Here is a 17,462-nt window from a genome sequence, read left to right as displayed (position 1 = left end):
AGCGGGCCGGTGGTTGCCCACCGGCCCGAGTGGCAATCGATGCACCCGACCCCAGGTCGCGGCGCAGATCGCTGGGAGGAGACGTCCAAGGCATCGCCTGAACGCATACAATATACTTCACTCACACGTGAGTGAGAAGAAGAATCTGCAGCCTCGACCCGCTTGAGGTCGCAGCGGCCGGCGCGCCCACAAGCGCCCGCCCCACCCCGCCCCGGGGTTGCGACGGCCCGCTCTGCTTCCTCGAAACGGGCCCCGGGCCAGGGGGAACGAAGGGGCCGGACCGCCGCCACGCCGGCGCCGCTTCCCCTACCCCACCGCCTGCGCGATCGACCGCCGGAACCGCAGCAGCGCCACCGCCATGACCAGCCCGCCGACCCCCCCGGTCGCCAGGAATTGCGGCCAGACGATATCCAGCCCGGCGCCGCGGTACAGGATCGCCTGGGCGAAGGCGACGAAATGCGTGGAGGGGAAGGCGCTCATGACGATCTGCAGCGCCCGCGGCATGCTCTCGAAGGGCGAATTGCCGCCGGAGAGGATGTTCATCGGCAGCACGACCAGGATGAACAGCAGGCCGAGCTGCGGCATGGACCGCGCCGCGGTGCCGAGCAGCAGCCCGACCGCGGTGGCGAAGAACAGGTAGAGCGCGACGCCGAGCAGGAAGAGCGGGACGGAACCGGCGATCGGCATCCCCACCGCCTCATGCACCACGAACCAGAGCGAGAGGCCGGTCGCGACCGTGATGACCAGCCCGTTCGACCACAGCTTGGCCAGCGCGATCTCGAGCGGCGAGACCGGCATGACCAGCAGGTGGTCCAACGTGCCGTGCTCCCTCTCCCGGATCACCGCCGCGCCGGCCAGCAGCACCGCCAGCATGGTGACGTTGTTGATCAGCCCGACCACGCCGACGAACCAGCCGGACTCGTTGTTCGGGTTGAAGGCGGTGCGCATCCGCAGCGCGACCGGCACCGTCTCCGTCCGGCCGAGGAAGGTCGCGATCTCCTGCGCCACGATCTGCTGCAGGTAGCCCGCGCCGATGCCGGCCTGGCTCATCGCGGTCGCATCCACGTTGAGCTGGAGTTCCGGATGGCGGCCGGCCGCGAGGTCGCGCTGGAAATTGGGCGGGATGTCGAGGACGAAGGTGTCGCGCGCCGTGTCCATCCGCGGGCCCACCTCCGCCGCGCCGATCGGCTCCGGCGGCCGGAAGAAGGGCGGCAGCAGCGCATCGCGCAGCCGGGCGGAGAGCTGGGAGCGGTCCTCGTCCAGGATGGACACCGAGGCATTGCGCAGCTCGTAGGTGATGCCGGTCGCCTGCGAATAGATGGCGGCGCTGAAGGCATAGACCATGAACAGCGCGAGCACCGGATCGGCGGCGAGGCTCCGCAGCTCCTTCAGCCCGAGCCAGAGGATGGTCCTGAGCCGCCGCACGGCTCAGTCCTCCTGCTTGCGCAGGGCGGCGATGCTGAGCAGCGCCAGCACCGGGAAGAAGGCCGCGAGCGCGAGAAGGGTGGAGGCCAGCTCGCGGAAGCCCAGCGCCTTGGTGAAGACGCCGACGCTGGCGCGCACGAAATAGGTAGTCGGGAAGAGGCTGCCGATGAGCGCGGCGGCGCCCGTCAGCGTCGAGGTCGGCACGACCAGGCCGGAGAATTGCTGCGCCGGCACCGTCGTCAGGATGGCGGTGCCGAACAGCGCCGCGATCTGGGTGCGGGTGAAGGCGGACATCAGCAGCCCGATGCCGGTCGTCGCCAGCACATAGAGCAGCGCGGCGAGCGTCAGCGCCGGCAGGCTGCCCTTCAGCGGCACGCCGAAGGCGAACACGGCGGCGGCGACCAGCAGGCCGTAATTCAGCATCGCCAGCATCACATAGGGAAGCTGCTTGCCGAGCAGGAACTCGTGCCGCCGCGTCGGCGTGACATAGAGGTTGGTGATCGAGCCCAGCTCCTTCTCCCGCACCACGCCGAGCGCCGTCAGGATGGCGGGGATGAAGACCAGCAGGATCGCGATGGTGCCGGGCACCATGGCGTAGAGGCTCTTGAAGTCCTGGTTGTAGCGGAAACGCGTCACCAGGCTCGCCACCGGCGGTGAAGGCGCCGCGTTCAGCCGCTGCGCCAGGCCAGCCAGCCAGTCCAGGTGCACGCCCTGCACATAGCCCTGCGCCGTCTCCGCCTGGAAGGGCATGGCGCCGTCGATCCAGGCGGCGACCTCCGTCGGCCGGCCGCGGATGACGTCGCGGCCGAAGCCGGGCGGGATCTCGATCGCGACGCGCAATTCGCCGCTGCGCAGCCGCCGCTCCAGCGTCGCGCCGTCGGCGATCGGCGCATGCTCGACGAAGTAGCGGGAGCCGGCGAATTCCTGGATATAGCCGCGGCTCTCCGGCGTCCCGTCGCGGTCGAGCGCGGCGAAGGCCAGTCCCTCGACATCCATGTTGATGCCGATGCCGAAGACGAACATCAGCAGCATGGTGCCGAAGAGCGCGAAGGCCAGCCGCACCCGGTCGCGCAGCAGCTCCAGCCCCTCCCGCATGGCGATGGCGAGCATCCGCCGCAGGCCCGGCGCCGCCGCGGCGGCGCGCACCGGCGGGGGCGACGGGGCGGCGGCGATGGCGGCCTCGGCACCCGCGGCTTCCTCGAGATAGCCGACGAAGGCCTCGTCCAGGCTGGCCGCACCGCGCGCCGCGACCAGGGCCGCCGGTGCGCCGGTCGCCAGGATGCGGCCCGCATGCATGAGCGAGATGCGGTCGCAGCGCGCCGCCTCGTTCATGAAATGCGTCGAGACGAAGATCGTGACACCCTGCCGGCGGGAGAGGTCGACCAGCAGCTCCCAGAAGGCGTCGCGCGCCACCGGATCGACGCCCGAGGTCGGCTCGTCGAGGATCAGCATCTCCGGCTCGTGCAGCACCGCGACGGCCAGGGAGAGGCGCTGGCGCAGGCCGAGCGGCAGCGCGCCGGCATTCGCCTCCATCTGCTCCGCCAGGCCGAAGCGCGCGGCGAGCGCCGCGATGCGCGCCCGCGCCGCCTCGCGCGGCAGGTCGAACAGCCTCGCATGCAGGTCGAGGTTCTGCCGCACCGTCAGCTCGCCATAGAGCGAGAAGGACTGCGACATGTAGCCGACGCGCCGGCGGGACTCCGGATCGCGCGCATCGACCGGCCGGCCGAAGAGCCGCGCCTCGCCCGCCGTCGCCGGCAGCAGGCCGGTCAGCATCTTCATCGTCGTGGTCTTGCCGCAGCCATTGGAGCCGAGGAAGCCGAAGATCTCGCCGCGCCCGACGGAGAGGTCGACGCCATCCACCGCGGTGAAGTCGCCGAAGACGCAAGTGAGCCCGCGCGCCTCGATCGCCGGCGCCGCCCCCGCCGCGACGCTCCGCGCCGGGATGACCAGCTTCCGGTGGCCGCTGCGCCGGGCTTCCGGCAGCAGGGCGACGAAGGCCTCCTCCAGCGTCGCCGTGCCGGTCCGGGCGCGCAGCGCGGCCGGCGTGCCGGTCGCCAGCACGCGGCCGGCATCCATCGCCACCAGCCAGTCGAAGCCCTCCGCCTCCTCCATATAGGCGGTCGCCACCAGCACGCTCATGCCCGGCTGCTGCGCCCGCATCTGCCCCACCAGCGCCCAGAACTGCCGGCGGGAGAGCGGATCGACGCCGGTGGTCGGCTCGTCGAGGATCAGCAGCTCCGGATCGTGCACCAGGGCGCAGCAGAGGCCGAGCTTCTGCTTCATGCCGCCCGAGAGCTGCCGCGCCGCACGGTCGGGGAAGGGCGCGAGCCCGGTCGCGGCGAGCAGCCGGGCGATCCGCGCCTCCCGCTCCGCCCGGCCCTGGCCGAAGAGGCGGGCGAAGAAGTCGACATTCTCCCGCACGCTGAGATCGGGGTAGAGGTTCCGCCCCAGCCCCTGCGGCATATAGGCAATGCGCGGGCAGGCCGCCTCGCGGTGGCGGGGGGCGGCCATGTCGCCGCCCAGCACCGTCACCCGCCCCTGCTGCACCCGCCGCGCGCCGGAAACGAGCGCCAGCAGGCTGGACTTGCCGACGCCGTCCGGCCCGACCAGGCCGACCATGCAGCCGGCCGGGATCTCGAGCGTCACGCCGTCCAGCGCGGCGAGCCTGCCGTAGCGCAGCCCGACCCCCTCGAGCGCCGCGACCGGCCCGGCCGGCGCCGCCAGGGCCGGCCGCAGCGCGAGCTTCACGGGGTGGTCCCCCGGCGCGGCCCCGGCTGCAGCCAGGCGGGCCAGGCGACCTCCGGGCCCAGCCGCACATAGCCCATGCCCGGCAGGCCGGTCCGCACCTCCTCGGCATGGCGGCGGAGCAGATCGGCATCGATGCGCAGCTTGATGCGGAACATCAGCCGGTCGCGCTCGCTGCGGGTCTCGACCTGCTTCGGGGTGAACTGCGCCTGCGGCGAGACGAAGGTGACGGTGGCCGGGATGACATAGTCCGGCAGCGCGTCCAGCACGATGCGCGCCTCGCTGCCGAGCGGCAGGCGGCCGGCCTCCTCGGTCGGCAGGAAGACCGTCATGTAGACATAGGAGATGTCGAGCAGGGTCAGCACCCGCCCGCCCGCCGCCAGCACCTCGCCGCTGCGGGCAAGCCGGTACTGCACGCGGCCGTCGATCGGCGCCGTCAGCGTGCTGTCGGCGATCTGGGTGCGGATGCGCTCGGCCGCCTCGGTCGCCGCCTCCACCGCCTGGGCGGCCTCGGCCACCGCGGCCTCGGCGGCGGCGAGGGTCGCCTCGGCGGCGTCGCGCGCCGCCTGGCGCTGGTCGAAGACCTGCCGCGTCCCGGCGCCGGTCTGCAGCAGGCTCCGCGCGCGGTCCAGCTCGGCTTGGGCGAGGCCGAGCTGGCTGCGCTGCTGCGCCACCGTCGCCCGCTTCGCCTCCAGGCCGCGCTGGGCCTGGCGGGTCTGCGCCTCGGCCTGGCGCAGCGCCGCCTGCAGCTCGCGCGTGTCCATCTGCGCGAGCACCTGGCCGGCATGGACCATGGCGCCCTCGTCCACCAGCACGGCCTCCAGCCGGCCGGCATATTTCGTGGCGATATCCACCTGGTCGGCCTCGATCCGGCCATTGGCCGCGGCGATGCCGGGCGGCAGGGCCCGGAGCTGCTGCAGGTGGCGCCAAGTGGCGAAGCCGCCGCCCGCCCCCGCCAGGGCCAGCAGCGCCAGGGCGAGCAGGGCGCGCCGGCGCGGGCGTGCCGGGGCGGCGGGGGGCTGCGGGACCGGCAGCGGCTCGCGGACCGGGACCAGGCCGCCCCCGGGCGGGGCGGCCGCCGGTGCCTGCTGCTGCCTCAGCTCATCGGTGTCCATCGGATCCCTCGGTTCGCCGCGGCCGGGGTCGCGCCATCGGCCCCGCGATGCTGCGGCCCAGCATAGGCCGATCCGGCCGCGCCCGCCGCGACAGGACCGCCGCGGCGCGTCACCTGCTGCATGGGCGTCCCGGGGAAAAGCTGGCGTCAGCGTCGCGAGGGGATAGGGTCCCGGCCTGCAGCATCCGCCGCCGAGGATGCGGAGGATCGGGCAAGGCGGCATTGAGGTGGGTCAAGGGACGGCATGGCCGGAGGCCGGCGCTCGCCCGACGCCGCTGGCTGGCAGTCGAGGACCTGGTTGCGAAGCGGGGGCGCGACGGCGCATCGCCGGGCGTGCCGGTTCGCGTCACGACGCCGCCCCGCATCGCCACGGCCCCCATCCGTCCACACCCTTCCTTCACCCGGGACATGCTTCGTTCGCGGCGGCCTCCGGAGGGAGGGGCCGACCGACCGATGCCGCTGCTCACGCTGCCCGCCGGCCGCCTCTTCGCCGCCTGGGATCTCCTGGCGCGGTGGCGGTCGCTTGGCCGGCGGTTCCGGGTGGCGATGCCCGCCGGGGAAATGCCTCGCGGCACGGCAGAGGCCGCCCCGGTGCCCGCGGCAGGACCCGCCGCCCCAACCCTCTCAGCGGCCGAGGCCCGCGCCCTCTGGATCGACCGCCTCTGGGGCCCCGGCTTCCTGACCCCGGGGGGAGAGGCGGAGGTGCTGCGCCTCGCCTTCCTCCTCCCGCTCTCGCCCGCGACCACGGTGCTGCTGGTCGGGCGGGACGGCGGCGGCGCCGCGGCGGCGCTGGCCGGGCAGCGCGGCGCCTGGGTCGCGGCGCATCAGCACGACCCCTGGCTGACGGAGCGCCTGGCGCCGCTGGTGCGACCCTTCGGCCGCCGCGTCGCGGTGCAGCCCTGGGATCCCGCAGCGCCCGCCTTCCGCGCCCGCTACCACCACCACGCCCTGGCGCTGGAACCGATGCAGGCCGGCGCCGCACCCGGGCCGCTCTGCCAGGCCCTGGCCACGGCGATCAAGCCCGCCGGCCAGCTCGTGTTGCTGGAGACGGTGGCGATGGCGGAGGGCGAGGTGCCCGGCCTCGCCCGCTGGCTGACGCTCGACGGCCGCGCCGCGCCGCCGCCGCCGCGCGCCGCGGTGGAGACGGCGCTGCAGGCGGCCGGCTTCGCCCTGCATGTCACGGAATCCCTCGGCCCCCGCCATGCCGCCGCGGCGACGGAAGCCTGGCAGACGCTGCTCGCCGGCCTCCGCGACGGCACCCGCCCGGCCGGCGCGGCGGAGGCGGCGGCCCTGGTGACGGAGGCCGAGCGCTGGCTGCTGCACCAGCGCCTGCTGCGGGCCGGGGCGCTGGCGGTGCTGCGCTGGCACGCGACGCTGCGCGGGTGACGATCCCCTCCCCGCGCCCGGGCCCATCCGCTACCGCCCCAGCCGCACGCCCTGCAGGCGGATCAGCCCGTCGGGATGCGACTGGAAGCCGCTGACCCGGTCGCTCATCCCCCAGAAGAGCTTGTAGTGGTAGAGGAAGAGGTGCGGCCGCTCCTCCAGGTAGATGGCGCTGGCCTTGCGGTAGGCTGCCTGCCGCGCCGCGGTGTCGGTGACCGAGCGTGCCTCGGCCAGGGCCCGGTCGAAATCCGGGTTGGCATAGCGGCCCCAGTTGATGAAGCCGTCGCTCTGCAGCCAGATGCTCACATTGGCGTCCGGGTCGGCGCGGCCCGACCAGAGGACGATGGCGGCGTCATAGTCGCCGCGCTCGGTCGCCGCCGTCAGCGCGCCGGCCTCGAGCGTCTGCACCCTGATCTCGAAGCCGGCCTCGGCGGCCATGGCCTGGATCACCTCTGCCACCTGCTGGTCCACCGGCGTATTGGCGACCAGCAGGGTGAAGGCGGGCTTCGGCATCCCGGCCTCGGCCAGGAGCCGCTTCGCCTTCGCCAGGTCGCGCGGCGGCACGGGCCGGTCGGCGTTGTAGAAGGTGCTGCCGGGCGCCTGGGCCTGGTTGCTCGGGACGAATTCGCCCTCGAAGACCACCTGGTTCAGGGCGCGGCGGTCGATCGCAGCCTCCAGCGCCTCCCGCACCTTGGGCGTGCCGAGCGGCCCCTTGGCGCGCGGGCCGTTCGCGACATTGATCGACATGGTGTAGTAGCCGAGCGCGACGCTCTCCGCGACGCGCAGGCCACGCTGCGCGCGGGCCTCCTTCAGGTCGGTCGGCGCGATGCGCTCCATCATGTCGAGCGCACCGGCGCGGAGATTGGCGAGGCGCACATTGGCCGCCGGGATCGGCAGGTAGGTGACCTGCTGCAGGTGGACGGCGCCGGCGTTCCAGTAGCGCTCGAACCGCTCCAGCAGGATGCGGTCCTGCGGCACGCGCCGGACGAAGCGGAAGGGGCCGGAGCAGACCGGCGAATCCGCCACGCGCGCGCCCGCCGCCTGCACCGCCTTGGGCGAGAGCATCATGCCCGCGCGGTCGGACAGCACGCCGAGCAGCGGCGCATAGGGCTGCGCCATGCGGATGCGCACGGTCATCGGGTCCACCACCTCGACCGCCTGCACCGGCCGCAATTCCGCGAGCCTGCGGGAGCCGGTGGTGCTGCGGTAGCGGTCGAGGTTGAACCGCACCGCCTCGGCGTCGAGCGGCTCGCCGTCGTGGAACACCACGCCGTCGCGCAGCCGCAGGGTCAGCGTGCGGCCGTCCTCGCCCCAGTCCCAGGATGTCGCGAGCTGCGGCACGTAGTTCAGGTCGCGGTCGAGATCGACCAGCTTGTCGCAGAGCGCGGCGAAGACGATGCGGCCGACGAAGGTCGTGCCGAGCATCGGGTCCAGCGCGTCGGGATCCTCCTGCAGGCCGATGCGGAGACCCTGGGCGAAACCCGGGCCGGCAGCGAGGAGTGCGGCGAGGATGAGGCCGAAGCGGAGGCGCATGCGCGACATCCCGTGCTGGATGCCCGAGCCTAACGGGGCCGCGCCGCGGGCTGTCAATCGCCTCCGCGCGGCGCCGGCGCTTCATTCGCGCGCATCGGCACGCGGGTGATGCGGTGGCAGGCATGCCCTGCCTCGACCGCGTGCAACCGCCGCCGGCGCGCCGTCATTCCTTCCGCGGCGAGGCGCGGGATCCGTGCCGGCCGGCACGCGGCGGCGTCACGCCGCGTCGTAGTCCACCGCGACCACCGGCGTGCGCGGGCGGCTCTGGCAGGTCAGGACATAGCCCGCCTCGGTCTCCCAGGGCTGCAGGGAATAGTTGAGGTCCATCGCCACCTCGCCCGCGGTCACCCTGGCGCGGCAGGTGCAGCACATGCCGCCGCGGCAGGACCAGGGCAGGTCGAGGCCCGCGCGCAGCCCCGCCTCCAGCACCGTCTCGCCTTCTTGCATCGGCAGGCTGCGGGTGACGCCGTCGATAACGAGTTCCAGCATCGCCGCCGGCGGCGCATCGGCCGCGGCCGGCGCCGGGCGCGGCGCAGGCGCGGGGCCGCCGGCAGGCGTGAAGCGTTCCTGGTGGATCCGCTCCGGCATCACGCCGAAGCCCGCCAGCGCCGCGGTCGCCGCCTCTGCCAGGCCGGCGGGGCCGCAGAGGAAGGCCTGGTCGATCTCGCCCGGGCGCAGCAGGCCGGGCAGCAGCGCGGCGATGCGCCCGGCATCCAGCCGGCCGTGCAGCGCGGCCAGCTCGTGCTTCTCGCGGCTCAGCACATGCACGATCGTCAGGCGCTGCAGATAGCGGTCCTTCAGGTCCTCCAGCGCCTCGCGGAACATGATGTCGGCAGCGCCGCGATTGCCGTAGAGCAGCACGACGCGGCTGCGCGGCTCGGTCGCCAGCAGGCTGCGGGCGATGGAGAGCACGGGCGTGATGCCGCTGCCGCAGGCGATGCCGAGGATGGTACGCGGCGCCGCGGCGGGATCGGGCCGCAGGCCGAAGCGGCCCTCGGGCGGCATGGCCTCGATGACCTCGCCCGGCCGCAGGTGCCCGACCGCCCAGGAGGAGAAGGCGCCGCCCGCGACGCGCTTGATGCCGATGCGGAGGCACCCCTCCTCGAGGCCGGCGCAGATGGAGTAGCTGCGGCGCAGCTCCTCGCCGTCGACATCGCGGCGCATCGTCAGGTACTGGCCGGGGATGAAGCGGAAGGCCTCCCGCAGGTCCGGCGGCACGGCGAGCGTGACGGCGATCGCATCCGGCGTCTCGCGTCGGACCTCCGCGACGGTCAGCGGATGGAAGCGGGTGCGCGCGGGGATGGCGTTCATGGCGGCGCCCCTAGAGGCACTTGAAGTGATCGAAGGGCTCGCGGCAGGCCGTGCAGCGCCGGAGCGCCTTGCAGGCCGTGGAGCCGAATTCCGAGAGCGTCTCGGTCGCCGTGCTGCCGCAGCGCGGGCAGGCGACCGCCTCCTCCAGCCCGAACAACCCGCGGCGCGTCGCGCGCGGGGCGGGCGGGGCGATGCCATAGGCGCGCAGCCTGTCGCGCCCGGCCTCCGTCATCCAGTCGGTGGTCCAGGCGGGGGAGAGCACCAGGCGCACGCGCGGGGCGGGCAGCCCGGCCGCGCGCAAGGCCTCCTCCACCTGCAGGGCGATCATGCGCATGGCGGGGCAGCCGGAATAGGTGGGCGTGATGTCCACCTCGACGCCGCCCTCCTCCGTCACGCGCGCCTCGCGCAGCACGCCGAGATCGGCGATGGTCAGCACCGGGATCTCCGGATCCACGACCGTGCCGGCGGCCTGCAGCGCGCGGCGGCGCAGCGCCTCCCGGTCGAACGCCAGGACGCTCACCACACCGCCCCCGGATAGGAGCGCGGCAGGTGCTGCATGACAGCCAGCAGGTGGCCGAGATGCTCGGTATGCACGCCGCGACGGCCGCCGGACTGCATCCAGGCCGGGCCCGGCATGGCGAGCGTCGCCTCGGCGAGGACGCGCCCGACCATGTCGGCCCAGGCGCCGCGCAGCGTCTCGGGGTCCGGGACGATCCCGGCCTCGATCAGCGCGCGGTCGGCGGCATCCGCCTCGAACATCTCGCCGGTGTAGGACCAGAGCTCCTCCAGCGCCGCCTCCATCCGGCGGTGCGATTCCGCCGTGCCGTCGCCGAGGCGGATGACCCATTCGCCGGCATGGCGCAGATGGTAGGCCGCCTCCTTCTCCGCCTTGGCGGCGATGGCGGCGAGCGTCGCGTCCTTCGATTGCGCCAGCGCATGCCACCAGGGCTGCAGGAAGGCGGCGACCAGGAATTGCCGCAGCACCGTCCGCGCGAAGTCGCCGTTCGGCAGCTCGGCGATCAGCCAGTTGCGCCAGTCCGGCGCGTCGCGGAGATAGGCGAGGTCGTCCTCCGTCCGGCCCTTGCCCTCGAGCGTCGCGGCATAGGCATAGAGGCTGCGCGCCTGGCCGATATAGTCGAGGGCGGCATTGGCCAGCGCCAGCTCCTCCTCCAGCATCGGCGCCTGGCCCGTCCATTCCGACAGACGGTGGCCGAGCACGAGCATGGTATCCGCCAGCCGCATCGTGTGCAGCAGCAGCGGCGGCGCCTCCCGGGCGACGAGGATGCTGGTCATGGCTACATGTGCCCGACGTCTTCGGGGACCTCGTAGAAGGTCGGGTGCCGGTAGGGCTTGCTCGCGGTCGGCGCGAACAGCGCGTCCCTGTCGGACGGGTCGCTCGCGGTGATGGCCGCCGAGGGGACGACCCAGATCGAGAGGCCCTCGCCGCGCCGCGTATAGGTGTCGCGCGCGGCGAGCAGCGCCATCTGCGCGTCGGGCGCATGCACGCTGCCGGCATGCCGGTGTGCCAGGCCGGCGCGGGCGCGGATGAAGACTTCCCAGAGAGGCATGTTGGCTTCGGCCATGGCCGTCACTCCGCCGCCTGCTTCTGCGCCGCGGCGCGGGCGCGGCGCTTCGCTGCATGGGCAAGCGCCGCCTCCCGCACCCAGGCGCCGCTCGCATGCGCCTCCCGCCTTGTCCTCAGGCGCTGCCGGTTGCACGGCCCGTTGCCGGCGAGCACCGCCTTGAACTCGGCCCAGTCGATGGCGCCGAAGCGCCAGTGGCCCGTCGCCTCGTCGAAGCGCAGATCGGGGTCGGGGAAGGAGAGGCCGAGATGGTGGCCCTGCGGCACCGTCGCATCGACGAATTGCTGGCGCAGCGCGTCATTGGTGAAGCGCTTGATCTTCCAGCGCATCGCCTGGTCGGTGTGCTGGCTCTCGGCATCCGGCGGGCCGAACATCATCAGGCTCGGCCACCACCAGCGGTCCAGCGCGTCCTGCGCCATCGCCTTTTGCGCCGGCGTGCCGCGGCAGAGCGTGAGCATGATCTCGTAGCCCTGGCGCTGGTGGAAGCTCTCCTCCTTGCAGACGCGGATCATGGCCCGCGCATAGGGGCCGTAGGAGGTCCGGCAGAGCGGGATCTGGTTCATGATCGCCGCGCCATCCACCAGCCAGCCGATGGCGCCGATATCGGCCCAGGTGAGGGTCGGGTAGTTGAAGATGGAACTGTACTTCGCCTTGCCCGACAGGAGCTGTTCGTTCAGCTCCTCGCGGGAGATGCCGAGCGTCTCGGCCGCGGCATAGAGGTAGAGCCCGTGCCCGCCCTCGTCCTGCACCTTGGCCAGCAGCGCGGCCTTGCGGCGGAGCGAGGGGGCGCGGGTGATCCAATTGCCCTCGGGCTGCATGCCGATGATCTCGGAATGCGCGTGCTGGCTGATCTGGCGGATCAGGGTGCGCCGATAGGCCTCCGGCATCCAGTCATTCGGCTCGATCTTGTCCTCGGCCGCGACGCGCGCCTCGAAACGCGCGAGCGCCCCGGAATCCTCGGATCCCGGGGCGGCGCTGTCCTGTTGGTTCAGGGCTTGTGTGTACATGGGACCGCACCCTCCCGCGGCTGCGATGGGCGCAATATGTCACAGAAAATTCGGCTGTCCAGGAAATCCGTAACACATCAGCCGTCACGGAATCGGGAATGTAGCTCCGTGGGCGCGGCCGGCGGCAGGGGTCCGTCCTCGCCCTGGCCATGCGCGTCGAGCCAGGCCTCGGAGGGCGGCAGCAGGCGGCGGTACACCGAAGCGGCGATGGCCCGTGCCTCGGCCCGCGGCCAGTCCGCCGGCAGCACCGCCGCCGGTAGGTCCGGGTCGCGCAGGGCGACGCGGCGGTATTCGTGGACCAGCAGCAGGCGCAGCGGCAGGGCCTCCGCCTCGGGCAGGGCGGCGCCCGCCAGGGGGGCGAAGGCCTCGGCGAAGCGGCGGTAGCCGGACGCGACCTCCGGCAGTCCGGGCCAGGCGCGGACGGCGATGGCAACCCCCTCCGCCGCGCTGCGCGGCCGGGCGAGCAGGGCCGGCGCGGCGGGCGGCAGGTCCGCCGGCGCGCCCTCGGTCCCCACCAGCAGCCCGGGCGCGAGCGGCACGAAGCCCGCCAGCGCCTCCGCGACCGCGGGGTCGGCCGAGAGGACGAGCCGGAAGGCGCCGTCCCAGTCCGGCCGGCCGGCGCGCGGCGGGTCGTAGATGCGCCGGGCGGCGGCGGCGAAGCTCGCCTCCCCCCGCGCGCCCAGCCGGTAGAAGGAAAGCCGGCCCTGCCGGCTGCGCAGCAGCCAGCCCTCCTCCGTCAGGCGCGACATGGCGGTGCGCACCTGCCCCTCGTTGCAGCCGAAGGGGTCGAGGATGGCCTGCAGCGTGCCGAGCCAGAGCGACCCGCCGCGCGGCACCACGGCATCGCCCCAGACGGTGACGATGAGGGAGGCGGTCCGCGGCGGCTTCCCGAGGCGCTGCAGGGTGGCGGTCAGGGGGCTCATGCCCCGGATCTAGGGCAAATGGGCGTCAGGCGGGAACGGCCCGCCGCTCAGGCGACGGCGACCACTCGGTACGAGAACTCGCCCCCGTCCGGCTCCTGGATCGTCACGTATTCGCCGGGGCGAAGCTGGCCCGCATTGCGGATCTCGGCATGCAGCGGCGCGTCGGAGGTCGGACCCGGCGCGGGGAGCCGGATGGACCAGCATCCGGTGTCCGGGTCGAACAGCATGTCCCCCTGCTGCGGGGGAAGCCCGGGCCAGGTCCGCCGCGCCGACCAGGGCGCCGGGCCGGCCTGCCAGGCCTCGGCGTCGAGCTGGCCGCCCGGGGTCAGCGCCACCGAGAGCTCATAGCGCCGGCCGGGGTCGCCCTGCGGCACGCCGGGGCCGGCGGCCACCACCAGGGTTACCAAGGGCATGCCGCGCGTCCGCCTCCTCTCTCGCCGGCCGCCCTCGGCGGGCCGGCATGATGTCCCTGCGCCGAGGCCCCACGTGCCCGCGGCTGGGGACACGTAACGCTCCCGGCGCGGCGGGGTTCAGATCGCCACCCGCACCCCCAGCTCGACCACCCTGTCCGAGGGGATGCGGAAGAATTCCGTCGCCGGCACCGCGTTGCGCGCCATGAGCGTGAAGAGCCATTGCCGCCAGTGCGACATCTTCGGCACCACCGCCGCCACCAGCGTCTCCCGCCCCAGGAAGTAGCTGGCCTGCATGGCTTCGAAGGCGACCCCGTCCTCCCGCAACCCCTCGAGCTCGCGCGGGATGTTCGGGCTCTCCTGGAAGCCGTAGCGCAGGATGACGCGATGGATGCCGGGGGCGAGTTCCGAGGCCTCCCGCCGCCGGTCCGGGCCCACCTGCGGCACGTCCTCGTTCAGCACCGTCACGAAGAGCACGCGCTCATGCAGCACCTTGTTGTGCTTGAGGTTGTGCAGCAGCGCGCCGGGCACGTAGTCGGCCTGGCCGGTCATGAAGACCGCGATGCCGGGGACCCGGATGGTGCGGCTCTGCGGCAGGCGGGCGAGGAAGCTCTTCAGCGGCAGGCTGTCCTGACGGAAGCGGCTGAACAGCAGGTCCCGCCCGCGCTTCCAGGTGTGCATCAGCACGAAGAGCGCGGCGCCCAGCACCAGCGGCACCCAGCCGCCTTCCGGGATCTTGAGGACGTTCGAGAGGAAGAAGGACAGGTCGAGCAGCAGCAGAGGGATGAAGACCAGCCCGACCAGCGGCGCCGGCCAGCCGAATTGCCGCCGGAAGACCAGCAGGGCGAGGGAGGAGGTGCAGACGAAGGTGCCGGTCACCGCGATGCCATATGCGGCGGCGAGGTTGTCCGAGGTGTGGAAGGACAGCACCAGGACCAGCACGCCGGCCAGCAGGGCGAAGTTGATCTGCGGCAGGTAGATCTGCCCTTCCTCGGTCTCGCTGGTATGGCGGACCGAGAGGCGCGGCAGGAAGCCGAGCTGGACGCATTGCCGGCCAATCGAGAAGGCGCCGGAGATCATGGACTGGGAGGCGATGACGGTTGCGACGGTCGCCAGCACCACCAGCGGCAGGCGGAGGAATTCCGGTGCCAGCAGGAAGAAGGGGTTCTCGAGCGCCGCCGGATCGCTCAGCAGCAGGGCGCCCTGGCCCAGGTAGTTCAGCGCCAGCGCCGGCAGGACATAGAAGGTCCAGGCAATCTGGATCGGCCGGCGGCCGAAATGGCCCATATCGGCATAGAGCGCCTCCGCCCCCGTCACCGCCAGCACGACCGAGCCGAAGGCGATGAAGGCGGCCAGCCGGTAATGGACGCAGAAGGCAATGGCGTGGTGCGGGGAGAAGGCGGTCAGCACCTCCGGCTCCTTCACCAGTTCCGCCAGGCCGAGCAGGCCGAGCGTGCCGAACCAGACCGCCATGACCGGGCCGAAGATCGCGCCCATGCTGCCGGTGCCGCGGAACTGCACGAGGAAGAGCGCGACCAGGATCAGGACGGAGCCGGGGATGATCAGCGGCTCGAAGACCGGGGAGGCGACCTTGAGGCCCTCCATGGCCGAGAGCACGGAGATCGCCGGGGTGATCACGCCGTCGCCGAAGAAGAGGCAGGCGCCGACGATGCCGAGCATCATGACGACGGTGCGCGACCGCTCGCTGCGGGCGATGCGCTGGGCCAGCGCCATCAGCGCGAGGATCCCGCCCTCCCCTTTGTTGTCCGCCCGCAGCACGAACAGGACATACTTCACGGTCACCGTGAGGATCAGTGACCAGATGATGAGGGAGAGGATGCCGAGGATCTCCCAGCGCTCGATCCCGTCGGCGGAGAAATGCAGCAGCGCGGCCCGCAGGGCATAGAGCGGGCTGGTGCCGATATCGCCGTAGACGACGCCGAGGACGCCGAGGAGGAGAGGCAGGGAGACCGCCCGGGAAGGGGCGGCATGGGAGGGCGCGGTCAAGCGGACGCTCCGGGGGGAGGAGGGCGCGCAGGCTTAAGCGCCGTCCAGAACCCTGGCAAGCTTCGGTCTCGCTATCCTTCCGCGGCGTTAATGTCCTCGCAGGATCTGGCTCAGGAACAGCTTGAGGCGATCGGTCTTCGGATCCTCGAAGACCTCCGTCGGCGTGCCCTGCTCCACGATCTCGCCGCGGTCCATGAAGACCACGCGATCCGCGACGGTCCGGGCGAAGCCCATCTCGTGCGTCACGCAGATCATGGTCATGCCGTCCTGGGCCAGCGTGACCATGGTATCCAGCACCTCCTTGATCATCTCGGGGTCGAGGGCGCTGGTCGGCTCGTCGAAGAGCATGATCTTCGGCTTCATGCAGAGCGCGCGGGCGATGGCGACGCGCTGCTGCTGCCCGCCGGAGAGCTGGCCGGGATACTTCTTCGCCTGCTCCGGGATCCGCACCCGCTCGAGGTAGTGCATGGCCAGCGCCTCGGCCTCCGCCTTCGGCATGCGGCGGACCCAGATCGGGGCGAGGGTGCAGTTCTCCAGCACCGTCAGGTGCGGGAAGAGGTTGAAGCTCTGGAACACCATGCCGACCTCGCGGCGGATGGCATCCAGCGCCCGGACGTCGTCGGTCAGCTCGATCCCGTCCACCAGGATCCGGCCTTCCTGGTGGGTCTCCAGCCGGTTGATGCAGCGGATGGTGGTGGACTTGCCGGAGCCCGAGGGGCCGCAGATCACCACCCGCTCCCCCACCGCGATGGAGAGCGACACGTCCCGGAGGACGTGCATGGTGCCGAACCACTTGTTGACCTTGTCCAGCAGGATCGCCGGCGGGGCGTCCGTGCGGGCCGCCGAGGCGACCTGGTCCAGCGTCTCGCTCATTCCCTGATCCCCCTCAGCGCCGGCGGTGGCGGTTGAGCTCCGCCTCCAGCCCCTGGCTGTATTTCGACATCGCGAAGCAGAAGACGAAGTAGATGGCGCCGACCGTCAGGTAGACCTCGACGCCGAAGCCCTGCCAGGCCGGTTCGATGATCGCGGTCTTGCCCGCCGTCAGCAGGTCGAAGATGCCGATGATCAGCACCAGCGAGGTGTCCTTGAAGAAGCCGATGAAGGTGTTGACCAGCGGCGGGATCACCAGCCGCAGCGCCTGCGGCAGGATGATGAAGCCGGTCTTCTGCCAGTAGGACAGGCCGAGGGCATCCGCCGCCTCGTACTGGCCCTTCGGCAGCGCCTGCAGGCCGCCGCGCACGACCTCCGCCAGATAGGCCCCGGCGAAGAGGATGATGGCGATCTGCGCGCGCAACAGCTTGTCGATGTTCATCCCCTCGGGGAGGAAGAGCGGGAACATCACGCTGGCCATGAAGAGCAGCGAGATCAGCGGCACGCCGCGGATCAGTTCCACATAGAGCACGCAGAGCGCCTTGATCGCCGGCAGCCGCGAGCGCCGGCCGAGCGCGACCAGGACCGCCAGCGGGAAGGCGAGCGCGAGGCCGAAGGTCGCCAGGATCAGGGTGATGACCAGGCCGCCCCAGCGCTCCTGCGGGACATAGGGCAGGCCGAGCCCGCCGCCCCACATCAGCAGGCCGATCAGGACCAGCGTCCCCATCCAGATATAGGCCAGTTCCTTCCGCCAGAAGCGGCGCATGGCCGAGACGGTGAAGAGGCCGATGAAGAGCAGGATGCAGAGCGCCGGCCGCCAGTGCTCCTCATAGGGATAGGTGCCGAAGAGGATGAAGCGGTGCTTTTCCGTGATCACCGCCCAGCAGGCGCCGATGCCCTTGAGGTCGCGGCAGGCCTGGGTCTGGTTGTCCGGCACCGACCAGACGGCGTTGACGATGCCCCATTCGACGAAGCCGACCAGCCAGCGGATCACCAGATAAGCGAGCACCAGCGTGACGGCGCTATTGATCCAGGAGGAGAAGAGGTTGGTCCGGAGCCAGCCGACCAAGCCGATCTGGCTGGCCGGCGGGGTGCGCGGCGCCGCCTCGGCGACCTTGGCGGAGGCGTCCAGGGTGATGTCGCTCATGGGC

At 72.3% G+C, this 17,462-nt stretch carries 15 protein-coding genes; 1 reads left to right on the top strand and 14 read right to left on the bottom strand.

Going from position 1 to position 17,462, the window contains the following annotated elements; all coding sequences use genetic code 11:
- Positions 1–306 precede the first annotated feature (306 nt).
- The 3 genes from Q7A36_RS27610 to Q7A36_RS27600 are packed head-to-tail and all read right to left on the bottom strand — an operon-like array spanning position 307 to position 5,285.
- A complete protein-coding gene (locus tag Q7A36_RS27610; RefSeq protein ID WP_305106996.1) occupies positions 307–1,425 on the bottom strand; it encodes an ABC transporter permease in 1,119 nt (372 codons plus the stop codon).
- 3 nt (positions 1,426–1,428) lie between these two features.
- Entirely contained in the window at positions 1,429–4,173 is a 2,745-nt protein-coding gene (rbbA, locus tag Q7A36_RS27605; protein ID WP_305106995.1) for a ribosome-associated ATPase/putative transporter RbbA, read from the bottom strand.
- Positions 4,170–5,285 carry an HlyD family secretion protein gene (locus Q7A36_RS27600; protein ID WP_305106994.1) on the bottom strand — a complete coding sequence of 372 codons (1,116 nt, stop codon included), beginning with the start codon at positions 5,283–5,285 and terminating at the stop codon, positions 4,170–4,172. The genes rbbA and Q7A36_RS27600 overlap by 4 nt, the downstream gene beginning before the upstream one ends.
- Before the next feature lie 452 nt (positions 5,286–5,737).
- Between Q7A36_RS27600 and Q7A36_RS27595 the strand changes: the two genes are divergently transcribed.
- Positions 5,738–6,670 (top strand): hypothetical protein, encoded by a 933-nt coding sequence (locus Q7A36_RS27595; protein ID WP_305106993.1) that lies wholly within the window; start codon positions 5,738–5,740, stop codon positions 6,668–6,670.
- Positions 6,671–6,700: 30 nt separating this feature from the next.
- Here the strand turns inward: Q7A36_RS27595 and Q7A36_RS27590 are convergent, their stop codons facing one another.
- The 11 genes from Q7A36_RS27590 to Q7A36_RS27540 all read right to left on the bottom strand — a co-directional run bounded on the left by Q7A36_RS27590 (position 6,701) and on the right by Q7A36_RS27540 (position 17,458).
- Positions 6,701–8,200: an ABC transporter substrate-binding protein gene (locus tag Q7A36_RS27590; protein WP_305106992.1), complete on the bottom strand. Its 1,500-nt coding sequence runs from the start codon at positions 8,198–8,200 to the stop codon at positions 6,701–6,703.
- A 216-nt stretch (positions 8,201–8,416) separates the two neighbouring features.
- Complete coding sequence (gene paaE, locus Q7A36_RS27585) at positions 8,417–9,511, bottom strand: 1,2-phenylacetyl-CoA epoxidase subunit PaaE (RefSeq protein WP_305106991.1); 1,095 nt, start codon at positions 9,509–9,511, stop codon at positions 8,417–8,419.
- A 10-nt stretch (positions 9,512–9,521) separates the two neighbouring features.
- Positions 9,522–10,031: a 1,2-phenylacetyl-CoA epoxidase subunit PaaD gene (gene paaD / locus Q7A36_RS27580; RefSeq protein ID WP_305106990.1), complete on the bottom strand. Its 510-nt coding sequence runs from the start codon at positions 10,029–10,031 to the stop codon at positions 9,522–9,524.
- Positions 10,028–10,804: a 1,2-phenylacetyl-CoA epoxidase subunit PaaC gene (gene paaC, locus Q7A36_RS27575; RefSeq protein ID WP_305106989.1), complete on the bottom strand. Its 777-nt coding sequence runs from the start codon at positions 10,802–10,804 to the stop codon at positions 10,028–10,030. Before paaC ends, paaD begins: the two co-directional genes overlap by 4 nt.
- A 2-nt stretch (positions 10,805–10,806) precedes the next feature.
- A complete protein-coding gene (paaB, locus tag Q7A36_RS27570; protein WP_305106988.1) occupies positions 10,807–11,094 on the bottom strand; it encodes a 1,2-phenylacetyl-CoA epoxidase subunit PaaB in 288 nt (95 codons plus the stop codon).
- A 5-nt stretch (positions 11,095–11,099) separates the two neighbouring features.
- Positions 11,100–12,101, bottom strand: coding sequence for a 1,2-phenylacetyl-CoA epoxidase subunit PaaA (paaA, locus tag Q7A36_RS27565; RefSeq protein WP_305106987.1), 1,002 nt, complete (start codon positions 12,099–12,101; stop codon positions 11,100–11,102).
- 77 nt (positions 12,102–12,178) lie between these two features.
- On the bottom strand, positions 12,179–13,024 hold the full coding sequence (locus Q7A36_RS27560; protein WP_305106986.1) for a PaaX family transcriptional regulator C-terminal domain-containing protein: 846 nt from the start codon (positions 13,022–13,024) through the stop codon (positions 12,179–12,181).
- A 47-nt stretch (positions 13,025–13,071) separates the two neighbouring features.
- Positions 13,072–13,437: a hypothetical protein gene (locus tag Q7A36_RS27555; protein WP_305106985.1), complete on the bottom strand. Its 366-nt coding sequence runs from the start codon at positions 13,435–13,437 to the stop codon at positions 13,072–13,074.
- A gap of 117 nt (positions 13,438–13,554) precedes the next feature.
- Positions 13,555–15,441, bottom strand: a complete 1,887-nt coding sequence (locus Q7A36_RS27550) for a potassium transporter Kup (RefSeq protein WP_305106984.1) — start codon at positions 15,439–15,441, stop codon at positions 13,555–13,557.
- An 87-nt stretch (positions 15,442–15,528) separates the two neighbouring features.
- Complete coding sequence (locus tag Q7A36_RS27545; RefSeq protein ID WP_305106983.1) at positions 15,529–16,314, bottom strand: amino acid ABC transporter ATP-binding protein; 786 nt, start codon at positions 16,312–16,314, stop codon at positions 15,529–15,531.
- 13 nt (positions 16,315–16,327) lie between these two features.
- On the bottom strand, positions 16,328–17,458 hold the full coding sequence (locus tag Q7A36_RS27540) for an amino acid ABC transporter permease (protein ID WP_305106982.1): 1,131 nt from the start codon (positions 17,456–17,458) through the stop codon (positions 16,328–16,330).
- Between the last annotated feature and the right edge of the window lie 4 nt (positions 17,459–17,462).

The sequence above is a fragment of the Paracraurococcus lichenis genome (assembly GCF_030657435.1).
GTDB classification, from domain to species: domain Bacteria; phylum Pseudomonadota; class Alphaproteobacteria; order Acetobacterales; family Acetobacteraceae; genus Paracraurococcus; species Paracraurococcus lichenis.
This window is presented reverse-complemented; position numbering and strand designations above follow the sequence as displayed.